This is a genomic window from Pseudomonas sp. PA-6-3C, assembly GCF_021605825.1.
GTDB lineage: Bacteria > Pseudomonadota > Gammaproteobacteria > Pseudomonadales > Pseudomonadaceae > Aquipseudomonas > Aquipseudomonas edaphica.
On record NZ_WKDV01000006.1, the window covers coordinates 39,751 to 52,970 of the forward strand.

The window sequence follows — 13,220 nt, forward strand, 5'->3', positions numbered from 1 at the left end:
CTGAATAAGTTGACTGAACAACCGCCATCGCAGGCAAGCCAGCTCCCACATTTTTGACCGTGCGAACCTTCTAGCCCGCAACCATCTCAGCTTTGAGCAGCGCCTCTTTAGCCTGCGCATCCGCCAACCGATACAACTCGATACTGCCATCCCAGTGCTCGATCAACGCGGTGCACGACTCCACCCAATCCCCGCAATTAAGGTAGTCCACCTCGCCCACCTTGCGAATCTCGGCATGGTGAATATGCCCGCACACCACACCATGCAACTCGCGCTTGGTCACTTCGTGGGCGATCGCCTCTTCGAAATCACTGATAAAACTCACCGCCGTCTTGACCTTGTGTTTCAGGTACGCCGACAGCGACCAGTAGCCATAGCCATACCGCGCACGCCAGTGATTGAGCCAGCGGTTGAGCGTGAGGGTGAACTCATAGGCCGAATCGCCCAGGAACGCCAGCCAACGGTGGTATCGGGTGATCACATCAAATTGATCACCATGAATCACCAGGAGATGGCGGCCATCGGCAGTGACGTGCACGGCCTCGTCCACCAGCTGGATATTGCCCAGGATCAGCTTGGAGTAGCGGCGCAGGAATTCGTCGTGGTTGCCGGTGACGTAGATCACCTCGGTGCCGCGCTTGGCCATGGTCAGCAGGCGGCGGATCACATTAGTATGAGCCTGAGGCCAGTACATGCCGCCGCGCATTTTCCAGCCGTCGATGATATCGCCGACCAGGTAGACCTTGTCGGCGTGGTAGCCCTTGAGGAACTGTGACAGGTGCTCGGCCTGGCAATCCCGGGTGCCCAAGTGCACGTCGGAGATCCACAGGGTACGAACCCGTTGTTTGCGGCTGGGTTTGGCGAACTCGGCACTGGTCATGGGCATCCCTCGACGGTGTTTTCGCGAGCTTGCGCCCAGGCGGTTAATAGCCCATGACAACTGTGCGTCAGTCTGATGACAGCGATCAAAGCCCTTGAAGCGTTGTAGACTGCAGGCCTGCTGCCCAGGAGACCGCGATGAGACCGACCCTCACGCTGCGCCACTACATTGAAGAGCCGCTCGCCCACAGCCATGACCACGCCCAACTGGTGTTCGGGTTGTCGGGGCATCTGGACCTGGAAGTCGATGGCCTGGGCAGCCAGGTGCACGCCAGCAGCGTGATGGTGCTGCCCTTCTCGGCCCACCATGCCTGCGGCAGTCGCGACGGCAGCCGCTGCCTGGTGCTGGATGTGCCCGACGAACATTGGGTGGCGCAGTCCTTGGGCGAGCACGCCGACACCAGTCGCCGCCTGCTCGATCAACCGGCGCGACTGACACTGGACGCCCGGCAAAGCCAGTTGGTGCAATGGCTGGCACACAGCCCGGTGGATGACCCGCTGATCGCCCAGCAAGGCGCGGTGTTGCTGCTGGCCAGTCTCAATCATCCGCTGGCCCAACCGCTACCGGGCAAGCGTTTGCCGTATGCCGCGTTCAATGCGCACATCGAACGCCATGCTGCGCACCCGTTGCAGGTGGCCGATCTGGCGCGTATTGCCGATCTCTCGGTAGCGCGCCTGCATGCGCGCTTTATGGCCGAGTGCGGGCAAACCCCCATGGACTACCTGCGCGGCCGTCGTCTGCACATGGCGCTGAAGCTCCTGCGCGAGACGCCACTGCCCGTTGGCGAAATTGCCGAGCGCGTCGGCTACGCCTCGCAAAGTGCCTTCTCTGCCGCCATGTTGCGTGAGTTTGGCGCCTCACCGGGCACCTTACGCCGCTCATCGTAATCATCAACGCTGACCGCCCAGGCGGCTGATCCCAACCGCGAACACCGTCACTGTGGCGAGCGGGCTTGCCCCGCGTTGGACTGCGCAGCAGTCCCATTTTTGGGGTCGCTTCGCAACCCAACGCAGGGCAAGCCTGCTCGCCACAGGTTATTCGTTGCCTAATGGGATGATTATGATGAGAGGCTGGCGCTAAGATTCGCGAGGTCCGCGACAGACACCGGCGCCCTCGAACCTCTAGACTGCGATTCTGTCACCCCCGTTGTTTCAAGGATCGCAATGACTCCCCGCTCAGCCCTTGGCGCCCTGCATATCGGCGCACTGATGTTTGGCCTCACTGGTGTTTTCGGCAAGCTGGCAGCCGCCTCGCCGGCCATCATCGTGTTTGGTCGCGCCGCCTTTGCCGTAATCGCCCTGGCGATCTTTGCGCGATTTGCCAGCAACACCACCTGGAAAACCCTGGAGATGCGCGACTGGCGTCGCCTCGTGGTCAGTGGCGTGCTGCTGGCGGCGCATTGGGTGACCTTCTTCATTGCCGTCAAAGTCGCCGGGGTGGCCGTCGCCACCCTTGGCTTCACCGCGTTCCCGGCCTTTACCGTGATGCTTGAAGGGCTGATCTTCCGTGAGCGCATTCGCGCCAACGAAGTGTTGCTGGTTGCGCTGGTCACGGTGGGCCTGGTGTTGGTCACGCCAGACTTCGACCTCGCCAGCCAAGCCACGGGCGGCCTGCTGTGGGGGATTCTCTCGGGCCTGTTGTTCTCGCTGCTGTCGCTGAACAACCGCGCCAGCTCCGGGCGCATTCCGGCGGTGCAGGCTGCGCTGTGCCAGAACGTGGTGGTCGCGGCGTGCCTGCTGCCAGTCGCAGCACCGGGCCTGGCGGATGTACGTGCGATTGACTGGCTGTGGATCGGTCTGCTCGGGGTGTTCTGCACCGGCCTGGCCCATAGCTTGTTTGTCGCCAGCCTCGCGGTGATCAAGGCGCGCACCGCGTCCGTGGTGTTCGCCATGGAGCCGGTCTATGGCATCACCGCGGCCTGGCTGCTGTTTGCCGAAACCCCGACCTTGCGCATGCTGCTGGGCGGCGCGCTGATCATTGTCGCCATCGTGCTCTCAGGCTTGATGGGCAGTGCCAGCCAGGCCAAACAGCCGGCAGCCACCGCGTAGCCTTCAGGCTTGGCGGTCGTTGTGCCCCAGGTCGCGCTGCGGGTCGATCTGGTCGCGCACGCGCTGCTTGAGTACCTTGGCCTCTGGAAAGCCGCCGTCGGCCTTGCGCTCCCAAATTTGCACACCGTCGCAGGTGATGCGAAACGCCCCGCCGGTGGCTGGCTCAAGCGCCACACGGCCCAAGTCATCGGCAAATGTACTCAACAATTCCTGGGCCAGCCACGCCGCGCGCAACAGCCATTGGCATTGGGTGCAATAGGTGATGACGATCTCGGGTTTGCTGGCAGACATAATTAGAGAAGTTCCTGACATATCGGGCACGGACGATCGAGTGACTATAATACCGGCCTTTATCGCCCAGCCTCGAGATTCATGATGCGCCGCCTGTTGTCCTGCCTGTTTCTGTGCCTGCTTCCCCTGATCGCCGATGCCGTCGAAAGCCCACGCCCCAAAATCGGCCTGGTGCTGTCCGGCGGTGCCGCCCGTGGCCTTGCGCATATTGGCGTGCTCAAGGCCCTGGAGGAGCAAGGTATCCATATCGATGCTATCGCCGGCACCAGCATGGGCGCGGTGATTGGCGGCCTGTACGCCTCGGGCTACAAGATCGATGAACTGGAAAAGCTCGCGCTCAATATCGACTGGCAGCAGGCATTGTCCGACGCCCCGCCGCGCGAAGATGTGCCGTTTCGGCGCAAACAGGATGACCGCGATTTCCTCGTCAAACAAAAACTCAGCTTTCGCGATGACGGCAGCCTTGGCCTGCCGCTCGGCGTGATCCAGGGCCAGAACCTGGCGCTGCTGCTGGAAAGCATGTTCGCCCACTCCAGCAATACGCGTAACTTCGACAAGCTGCCAATCCCGTTCCGCGCTGTGGCCACCGACATCACCACCGGCGAAAAAGTGGTGTTCAGCAAGGGTCACTTGCCCCAGGTGATCCGTGCGAGCATGTCGATCCCGGCAGTGTTCGCTCCGGTGGAACTGGACGGACGGCTGTTGGTGGACGGCGGCATGACCGACAACATCCCACTGGATGTGGCGCGCGAAATGGGCGTCGACATCGCTATCGTCGTGGACATCGGCACGCCGCTGCGCTCACGCAAGCAACTGGCGACGGTCGTGGACGTGCTCAACCAGTCCATCACCCTGATGACCCGGCGCAACTCAGAAGAACAACTCAAGGCCCTGCATCCCAAGGATGTGCTGATCCAGCCACCGCTGGCCGCCTACGGCGTGACGGACTTCGGCCGCGCCAAGGACATGATCGACGCCGGCTACCGCGCCACCCGCGCCCTCGACGTGCGCCTGGCGCATTTGCGCCCCGCCGAACCGATCGACCCGCAATTGGTTGAGGCCCGCACCCCGGGCGAACGCACGCCGGTGATCACCGCCATCAAGGTGGAGAACGACTCGAAAGTCAGTGACGACGTAATTCGCTACTACATCCGCCAAACCCTGGGCGAGCCGCTGAACCTGGGCCGCCTGCAAACCGACATGGGCACGTTGTACGGCCTGGATTACTTCGAGCAGGTGCAATACCGCGTGGTGAAAAAGGGCCAGGACAATACCCTGGTCATCAGCGCGCGCGGCAAACGCAGCGGCACCGACTATTTGCGCCTGGGCCTGAACCTGTCGGATGACATGCGCGGCGCCAGCGCTTACAACCTCGGCGCCAGTTACCGCATGAACGGCATCAACCGCCTTGGCGCCGAATGGCTGACGCGCGTGCAGATTGGTGATCGCCAAGAGCTGTACAGCGAGTTCTACCAGCCACTGGATGTGGGCTCGCGCTATTTCGTCGCGCCTTATATCAGTGCCCAGGCGCAGAACGTCGACCTGGTGCTGGACAGCGACCCTATCGCCGAATATCGCCTGGAGCGCTACGGTTTTGGTTTGAACGTGGGGCGCCAGATTGGCAATAGCGGCGAGATCCGCTTCGGCGTCGGTGAAGCCTGGGGCAAGGCAGATGTGCGTGTTGGCGAGCGCGACTTGCCGAGTGTGAGCTTCAATGAGGGTTTCTATGAGCTCAAGTACTCGTTCGATTCGCTGGATAACGTGTACTTCCCCCATACCGGCGAAGACATCGGCCTGGCCTTCCGAGAGTTCGAGCCCGGCCTGGGTTCAGACCAGCGCTACCGACAGTGGGAGTTCAAGCTGGACAAGGCCATGAGCCACGGCCCGGACACCTTGATACTCGGCGGTCGTTATGGGCGCACGCTGGATAAATCCGACGTGGTGGTTTCCAGCTTTCTGCTCGGCGGTGCGCGGCAATTATCAGGCTTTCGCGAAGACTCAATCTCGGGGCAGAACATCGCCCTGATGCGTGCTGTGTACTACCGCCGCCTGACGCCGCGCTCATACCTGCCGCTGGATTTCCCGCTGTACCTCGGCGCCTCGGTGGAACGCGGCCGGGCGTGGAACAACGATAACCAGTTTGATAGCGGGTACATCAATGCCGCGAGTATTTTCCTCGGTTTTGATACGCCGTTAGGGCCGCTGAATTTCAGCTATGGGTTCAATGATGACAAGCAGCAGGCGGTGTACCTGAACCTGGGGCAGACGTTCTAGCTGGATGCCAGGCTACTGTGGCGAGGGAGCTTGCTCCCGCTGGGGTGCGAAGCGCCCCCAATGCGGTGAATGCGATCATTCAGGTGCAACGAGGTTGATGGCTTTGGGGCTGCTACGCAGCCCAGCGGGAGCAAGCTCCCTCGCCACACCTCAGGACTTTTCCAGGTTCGCCAGAATGTGCCCATGCACGCGCATGCACACGCGCAAATCTTCTTCATCCACGCCCACGAACAACTCATGGCGCAAGGCCGTGGCGATGGTTTCGATCTGATCAATCAACGGACGGGCGGTGTCGCACAACAGAATGCGTTTGGCGCGACGATCCTCCAGCACCGCCTGGCGCTGCACCAGGCCCTGGCCTTCAAGGCTGTCGAGCAGGCGCGCCAGGGTCGGACCTTCTACGCCGACGCTTTGCGCCAGTTCACGCTGGGTGGGCGCATCTACAAAACGGGCCAGGTGCAACAGCACCAGCCAACGCGCCTGGGACAAGCCCAGCCCCGCCAAACGGCGGTCGAGTTCGGCGCGCCAGCCTCGGGACATTTGCGCCAACTGCATGCCAAAGCGGTGTTGTTCGGTTAACGGCATAAAAAACTCATGATTTAGACTGAAAATAGAATGTGGCTAATTATTAGTCAGCTAAGCATGAGCCATGCCAGGAGGCAAGTGGTGCTATGTACTGATTCGTTACATTGTCGTAATTGGCACATTAAATTTCGAATTCAGACTGCAAAGCGGCACGTACGCAATACAAAACCCCCTCAGGAACACGCCCGGTAAACAGCGGTGCGATCTCTGTAACAGGTGGCAATTCGCCTTCTCCGTCGAGGAAGGCATCCTGGATTTCACCGAGCAGATCTTCCGGTAAATCAAGGGCCTGCTCCAACGACAACTGTTGCTTGCCGATGGATTCAGCCAGCAAGGTGTAGACGTTTTTTTCCGAGCATTGCAGCTGGCCGGCAATCTGGATCGGGGTCATGCCGGCACGTGCCAGGCTGATCAGTTCATGGCGGATGTCGGCGACTTCCTTGGGCGCCTCGGCCTGGCCGCCGAGCACCTCGAGGAAGGCCTGGCCGTAGCGTTCCAGCTTGCGCGCACCCACGCCGCTGACCTTGGCCATCTCGGCCATGCTGGTCGGTTGCTCGCGCAGCATCTCCAGCAACGTGGAGTCGGGGAAGATGACGTAAGGCGGCACACTGTGTTCCTGCGCCAGTTTGCGCCGCAGGGTGCGCAAGGCTTCCCACTGTTCGCGTTCTTCGCCACGCACCAATTGGCTGGCCGGGCTGGTGCTGCTGCTTTTTGCGGTGGTTTGCGGCTTAAGGTCGCGGCGCAGCTCCAGGCTCACCTCGCCCTTGAGCAATGGCCGGCAACTGTCGTTCAGGCGCAAGCCGCCGTAGCCTTCGATGTCGATGTCCACCAGGTTGCGCGCGACCATCTGCCGGAACAACGAACGCCATTCGCCTTCGGCGCGCGCCTTGCCGACGCCGTACACCGAGAGTTTTTCGTGGCCGAAGCTGCGCACTTTCTCGTTGTCCTTGCCCAGCAATACGTCCACCAGATGCCCCACGCCGTAGCGCTGGCCGGTACGGTAGATGGTCGACAACGCCTGGCGCGCCGGCTCGGTAGCGTCCCAGGTCTGTACGCCATCGGTGCAATTGTCACAGTGCCCGCATGGCTCGGGCATGTCCTCGTCGAAATACGCCAGCAGCGTCTGTCGGCGGCAGCGGGTCTCTTCGCACAGCGAGAGCATGGCATCGAGCTTGTGTTGTTCCAGGCGTTTGTGGCGCTCATCGCCTTCGGAGTTCTGCAACATCTGCTTGAGCATCACCACGTCTTGCAGGCCGTAGACCATCCAGGCATCCGCCGGCAGGCCATCACGGCCGGCGCGACCGGTTTCCTGGTAGTAGGCCTCAAGGGACTTTGGCAGGTCCATGTGTGCAACAAAACGCACGTTGGATTTGTCGATGCCCATGCCGAACGCGATGGTGGCCACCATGATCAGGCCTTCCTCGTTGAGGAAGCGCTTCTGATGGGCAGAGCGCGTGTCATTGGGCAGCCCCGCGTGATACGGCAGCGCCGGGTAGCCTTGCTCGCAGAGAAACGCGGCCACTTCATCGACCTTCTTGCGCGACAGGCAATACACGATGCCTGCGTCGCTGCGCCGCTCGGACAGGAACGCCAGCAACTGCTTGCGCGGTTGTTCCTTGGGCACGATGCGGTAAAAAATATTCGGCCGGTCGAAGCTCGACAGAAAGCGCTCGGCGTTCTGCAGATGCAGGCGCTCGACGATTTCTTCGCGGGTGCGTTTGTCGGCGGTAGCAGTCAGGGCGATGCGCGGCACGTCGGGGAACAATTCCGCCAGTTGGCCCAGTTGCAGGTATTCGCGACGGAAATCGTGGCCCCATTGCGACACGCAGTGGGCTTCGTCGATGGCGAACAACGCAATTTCCAGGCTCTGCAGGAAGGCCAGCATGCGCGGCTGCACCAAACGCTCAGGCGCCAGGTAGAGCATCTTCACTTCGCCGCGCTTGATGCGCGCTGCCAGCTCGCGCTGCTGCTCGGCACTCAAGGTGGAGTTCAAGGCGGCGGCGGCGACACCGAGTTCTTCTAGGGTGGCGACCTGATCATCCATTAACGCGATCAGCGGCGACACCACCACGGCCAAGCCATTGCGCAACAGCGCCGGCACCTGAAAGCACAGCGACTTGCCGCCGCCGGTAGGCATCAGGACCAGGGCATCACCGCCACTGGCCACGCGCTCAATGATCGCACCCTGGCGGCCACGAAAACTGTCGTAGCCGAAGATGTCCTTGAGGACGCGTTGAGCCTGTTCGAGCATGTAAAACTCCAAAATGGTGCCGAAATCCCTCTGTACAGGCTGGCCGAAAAAACACCGCTTCACGGGAAATAATCCGTAAGCGAAGTTTTCGCGGATTGGCGCTTGGCCTGCAGGGGCATCACAAAACGCGGCAGTATACCCGAGCGTTACCTGGCAAAGGGCGCCACTGACGAATAGTCACCCCGCTCCAGAACCCGGCAAATATGCCTTGCAGCTGGCCTGGACGCTCAAGAAAGCCTAGAATTGCGCATCGTTTATTCCCAAGGTAGCCCTTCAATGTCCTTCGCTGAGCAACTAACCCGCCTGCAAGCCTTCCTCGACGCCGATGAGCTGCATGACGAGGCGCTGGACTACGTGGCCGCTCACGGCTACCTGACCGCCCTGTCGATCTGCGCCGACGTCGTGCCCGACCGTGAATGGATCGACGCGCTGTTCGCCGAAGAACCGCACTACGCCGACGCCGCCCAACGCGAAGAAATCGAATCCACCCTGCTGGCCCTCAAGGCCCACATTGGTCGCCAACTGGCTTCCGATGAGGAATTCGAGCTGCCGTGCGAGCTGGACCTGGGCGAGGAGCCGGATGACTCCGACCTGCGCGGCTGGTGCATCGGCTTCATGGAAGGTGTGTTCCTGCGCGAAGCCGCCTGGTTCGAAACTGCCGAGGAAGAAGTCAGCGAAATGCTGCTGCCGATCATGGTCGGTTCGGGCCTGTTCGACGACCAGCCGGAATTCTCCGACATCGCCGCCGATGCCAACCTGATGGACGACATGATCGTACAGATCCCGGAAGCCCTCACCGCCTTGTACCTGCTGTGCAATGCGCCTGACGAAAAACCGGCGATCCTCAAGCCACGTCACCACTGAGTCGGTTGCCCATGACGCCCATGGGCAAGCGCTCACTGCTCCTGCGCTACGTGCTGCTGGCCATCGGCTGGCTGAGCGTAGCGCTGGGAGTGATCGGTATCTTCCTGCCGGTATTGCCGACCACGCCCTTCCTGCTACTCGCAGCCGCCTGCTTCGCCCGAAGCTCCCCGCGCTTCTACCAATGGCTGGTGGAACACCCGCGCCTGGGGCCGTGGATCAAAGACTATCTGGACGGCAATGGCATTCCGCTCAAGGGCAAGGTCTACGCCATCGGCCTGATGTGGCTGAGCATTGGTTTTTCCTGCTACCTGGTGCCGCTGCCTTGGGCACGTGGGTTTATGCTGACCAGTGCAGTGTTGGTGAGCATTTACATCTTGCGTCAGAAAACCCTGCCACCGCGTTGAACACGCTCTGCGACATTCGATCCCACACGACCTTGGTCGACACTGACTAACCCCCAGCATCATGCGAGACTGTCCCACCGGGCTCGGAATGCCCGGGTGTTCTTATGCTCGGAGTTACCATGACGCTGTCCAGCGGGCTGATCGCCGCCGTTGCCCTGGCCTATATGGCCATTATGTTTGCCATCGCCTTTTACGGTGATCGCCGCCACGCGCCGCTACCGCCACGAATACGTGCCTGGGTATACAGCCTGTCGCTGGCCGTTTACTGCACCAGTTGGACCTTCTTCGGCGCCGTAGGCCAGGCCGCCGAGCAGCTGTGGGCGTTTTTACCGATCTACCTGGGACCTGTCCTGCTGCTGGTGCTGGCACCTTGGGTGTTGCAGAAGATGATTCTGATCAGCAAACAGGAAAACATCACCTCCATTGCCGACTTTATCGCCGCACGCTACGGCAAATCCCAATCGTTGGCGGTGGTGGTGGCGCTGATCTGCCTGGTCGGCGTGCTGCCCTATATCGCTCTGCAACTCAAAGGCATCGTGCTGGGCGTGAACCTGTTGATCGGTTCCGGCCCCGACACCACCGGCACCCGCGCCCAGGACACCGCGTTGATCGTGTCGCTGGTATTGGCGCTGTTCACCATTGTGTTCGGTACCCGCAACCTCGATGCCACCGAACACCACCGTGGCATGGTGCTGGCGATTGCGTTTGAATCCCTGGTCAAGCTGTTCGCCTTTCTGGCGGTAGGCGCATTCGTGACCTTCGGCCTATACGATGGTTTTGGCGATCTGTTCAGCCAGGCCATGCTCGCCCCGCGCCTTGAGGAATACTGGACAGAAACCATTAACTGGCCATCGATGGTGGTGCAGACTGGCGTAGCGATGATGGCGATTATCTGCCTGCCCCGGCAGTTTCACGTCACCGTGGTAGAGAACATCGACCCGCAGGATTTACGCCTGGCCAAGTGGGTGTTCCCGGCGTACCTGATCCTCGCCGCGCTGTTCGTCATCCCTATCGCCCTCGGCGGCAAAATGCTCTTGCCCGCCTCGGTATTGCCGGACTCCTACGTGATCAGCCTGCCCATGGCCGAAGCGCACCCGGCCCTTGCCGTGCTGGCGTTTATCGGCGGCGCTTCGGCGGCCACCGGCATGGTGATTGTGGCGAGCATTGCCTTGTCGACCATGGTCTCCAACGACATGTTGCTGCCGTGGCTGTTGCGCCGCTCCAGCGCAGAGCGGCCGTTCGAAGTGTTCCGCCACTGGATGCTGTCGGTGCGCCGCGTCAGCATTGTGATCATCCTGTTGCTGGCCTACGTGAGTTACCGCCTGCTCGGCTCCAGCGCGAGCCTGGCAACCATCGGCCAGATCGCGTTCGCCGCCGTTACCCAACTGGCGCCAGCGATGCTTGGCGCGTTGTATTGGAAGCAGGCCAACCGACGAGGCGTATTTGCCGGCTTGGCGGCTGGCACTTTCTTGTGGTTCTACACCTTGGTCCTGCCGGTGACGGCGAAAAGCCTGGGGTGGTCGTTGAGCCTTTTCCCCGGCCTGACGTGGATGCATTCGCACCCCTTTGGTTTCACCGTCACCTCGTTGACCCTGGGTACTGTGTTTTCTCTTGCGGGCAATTTCACGCTGTTTGTGTGGGTCTCGATGCTGTCGCGCACACGGGTATCCGAGCATTGGCAGGCCGGGCGCTTTATCGGCCAGGAAATCAGCCAGCGCGCCAATGCGCGCTCGATGCTGTCGGTGCAAATCAGCGACCTGCTCAGCCTCGCGGCACGTTTTGTCGGCAAGGAACGCGCCGAGCAGAGCTTTATCCGATTTGCCTATCGCCAAGGCAAAGGCTTCAACCCCAACCAGAATGCCGATAACGACTGGATCGCCCACACCGAACGCCTGCTGGCCGGCGTACTCGGCGCCTCGTCGACACGCGCAGTGGTAAAAGCCGCGATTGAAGGCCGGGAGATGCAGCTGGAGGACGTAGTACGCATCGCCGACGAAGCCTCCGAGGTGTTGCAATTCAACCGCGCATTACTGCAAGGCGCGATCGAAAACATCACCCAAGGCATCAGTGTGGTCGACCAGTCCCTCAAGCTGGTGGCCTGGAACCGCCGCTACCTGGAGCTGTTCAACTACCCTGAAGGCCTGATCAGCGTGGGCCGGCCGATTGCCGACATTATTCGCTACAACGCCGAGCGCGGCCTGTGTGGGCCGGGTGAGGCCCAGGTGCACGTAGCGCGCCGCCTGCATTGGATGCGCCAAGGCCGCGCGCACACCTCCGAGCGTTTGTTCCCGAATGGCCGCGTGATTGAGCTGATCGGCAACCCGATGCCCGGCGGTGGGTTTGTCATGAGCTTTACCGACATCACTGCGTTCCGGGAGGCCGAGCAGGCGCTGACCGAGGCCAACGAAGGCCTTGAGCAACGGGTGACCGAGCGTACCCATGAGCTTTCCCAGCTCAATGTCGCTTTGACCGACGCCAAGGGCGTGGCCGAATCCGCCAGCCAGTCTAAGACCCGCTTCCTTGCGGCTGTCAGCCACGACCTGATGCAACCCTTGAACGCTGCACGCCTGTTCTCCGCAGCCCTTTCCCACCAGCACGACGGCCTGTCTGCCGACGCGCGGCAATTGGTGCAACATTTGGACAGCTCGCTGCGCTCGGCCGAAGACTTGATCAGCGACTTGTTGGATATTTCACGCCTGGAAAATGGCAAGATCAACCCGCAGCGGCAGCCCTTTGTGCTCAACGAGCTGTTCGACACCCTCGGCGCCGAATTCAAGGCGCTGGCTCAGGAGCAGAACCTGCGCTTCCGCCTGCGCGGCAGCCGGTTGCGGATAGACAGTGACATCAAGTTGCTCAGGCGGATTCTGCAGAATTTTCTCACCAACGCGTTCCGCTATGCCGACGGCCCCGTGCTTTTGGGCGTGCGCAGGCGCAAGGACGAATTGTGCCTGGAAGTGTGGGACCGTGGCCCTGGCATCCCGCTGGATAAACAGAAGGTCATCTTTGAAGAGTTCAAGCGCCTGGACAGCCACCAGACCCGCGCCGAGAAGGGTCTGGGCCTGGGTTTGGCAATCGCTGACGGCCTGTGCCGCGTGCTCGGGCATACGTTGAGCGTGCGCTCGTGGCCGGGCAAAGGCAGCGTGTTCAGCGTGCGCGTGCCGCTGGCGCGTAACCAGGCCAGCCCGCAGGCCAAGATCGCGCCAGACAATGGGCTGCCATTAAGCGGCGCGCAGGTGCTGTGTGTGGATAACGAGGAAAGCATCCTGATCGGCATGCGCAGCCTGCTGACGCGCTGGGGCTGCGAAGTGTGGACGGCCACCGACCAGGCGCAGTGCGCGGCACTGCTGGCCGAGGGCGTGCGCCCGCAACTGGCGTTGGTGGATTACCACCTGGACCACGGCGAGACGGGCACGGAGCTGATGGGCTGGCTGCGGGCGCAGTTGGCAGAACCGATTCCCGGGGTGGTGATCAGTGCCGATGGGCGACCGGAGATGGTGGCCGAGGTGCATGCGGCAGGGTTGGATTACTTGGCCAAGCCGGTGAAGCCGGCGGCGTTGCGGGCGTTGTTGAGTCGGCATTTACCGCTTTAAACAGAGTGTACTCGGCCTCACATTTTGGATTGT

10 protein-coding genes are annotated in these 13,220 nt (G+C 61.5%); 6 read left to right on the plus strand and 4 right to left on the minus strand.

Annotation, left to right across the window (positions count from 1 at the left end; genetic code table 11):
• Positions 1-70: 70 nt before the first annotated feature.
• On the minus strand, positions 71-880 hold the full coding sequence (locus GIW48_RS06160; RefSeq protein ID WP_017134916.1) for a UDP-2,3-diacylglucosamine diphosphatase: 810 nt from the start codon (positions 878-880) through the stop codon (positions 71-73).
• Between the two features lie 137 nt (positions 881-1,017).
• Between GIW48_RS06160 and GIW48_RS06165 the strand changes: the two genes are divergently transcribed.
• Both GIW48_RS06165 and GIW48_RS06170 read left to right on the plus strand, forming a co-directional pair.
• The gene (locus tag GIW48_RS06165) at positions 1,018-1,767 is read left to right on the plus strand and encodes an AraC family transcriptional regulator (protein ID WP_169984830.1); all 750 of its coding nucleotides are present in this window, start codon (positions 1,018-1,020) and stop codon (positions 1,765-1,767) included.
• Positions 1,768-2,043: 276 nt separating this feature from the next.
• Positions 2,044-2,928, plus strand: a complete 885-nt coding sequence (locus tag GIW48_RS06170) for a DMT family transporter (protein ID WP_170040623.1) — start codon at positions 2,044-2,046, stop codon at positions 2,926-2,928.
• Between the two features lie 3 nt (positions 2,929-2,931).
• Here GIW48_RS06170 and GIW48_RS06175 read toward each other — a convergent pair whose 3' ends face one another.
• Positions 2,932-3,219 (minus strand): SelT/SelW/SelH family protein, encoded by a 288-nt coding sequence (locus GIW48_RS06175; protein ID WP_099548866.1) that lies wholly within the window; start codon positions 3,217-3,219, stop codon positions 2,932-2,934.
• An 84-nt stretch (positions 3,220-3,303) separates the two neighbouring features.
• Here GIW48_RS06175 and GIW48_RS06180 point away from each other — a divergent pair, with 84 nt between their 5' ends.
• Positions 3,304-5,493, plus strand: coding sequence for a patatin-like phospholipase family protein (locus GIW48_RS06180; RefSeq protein ID WP_099548865.1), 2,190 nt, complete (start codon positions 3,304-3,306; stop codon positions 5,491-5,493).
• A gap of 150 nt (positions 5,494-5,643) precedes the next feature.
• Here the strand turns inward: GIW48_RS06180 and GIW48_RS06185 are convergent, their stop codons facing one another.
• Both GIW48_RS06185 and recQ read right to left on the minus strand, forming a co-directional pair.
• Positions 5,644-6,078 carry a MarR family transcriptional regulator gene (locus tag GIW48_RS06185; RefSeq protein WP_017134911.1) on the minus strand — a complete coding sequence of 145 codons (435 nt, stop codon included), beginning with the start codon at positions 6,076-6,078 and terminating at the stop codon, positions 5,644-5,646.
• A gap of 121 nt (positions 6,079-6,199) precedes the next feature.
• Entirely contained in the window at positions 6,200-8,329 is a 2,130-nt protein-coding gene (recQ, locus tag GIW48_RS06190; RefSeq protein ID WP_058422156.1) for a DNA helicase RecQ, read from the minus strand.
• 276 nt (positions 8,330-8,605) lie between these two features.
• Between recQ and GIW48_RS06195 the strand changes: the two genes are divergently transcribed.
• The 3 genes from GIW48_RS06195 to GIW48_RS06205 all read left to right on the plus strand — a co-directional run bounded on the left by GIW48_RS06195 (position 8,606) and on the right by GIW48_RS06205 (position 13,187).
• Positions 8,606-9,193 carry a UPF0149 family protein gene (locus GIW48_RS06195; protein WP_017134909.1) on the plus strand — a complete coding sequence of 196 codons (588 nt, stop codon included), beginning with the start codon at positions 8,606-8,608 and terminating at the stop codon, positions 9,191-9,193.
• An 11-nt stretch (positions 9,194-9,204) separates the two neighbouring features.
• Positions 9,205-9,597, plus strand: coding sequence for a YbaN family protein (locus GIW48_RS06200; protein ID WP_169984834.1), 393 nt, complete (start codon positions 9,205-9,207; stop codon positions 9,595-9,597).
• A 119-nt stretch (positions 9,598-9,716) separates the two neighbouring features.
• Positions 9,717-13,187, plus strand: coding sequence for a hybrid sensor histidine kinase/response regulator (locus GIW48_RS06205; RefSeq protein ID WP_017134907.1), 3,471 nt, complete (start codon positions 9,717-9,719; stop codon positions 13,185-13,187).
• Positions 13,188-13,220: the final 33 nt, after the last annotated feature.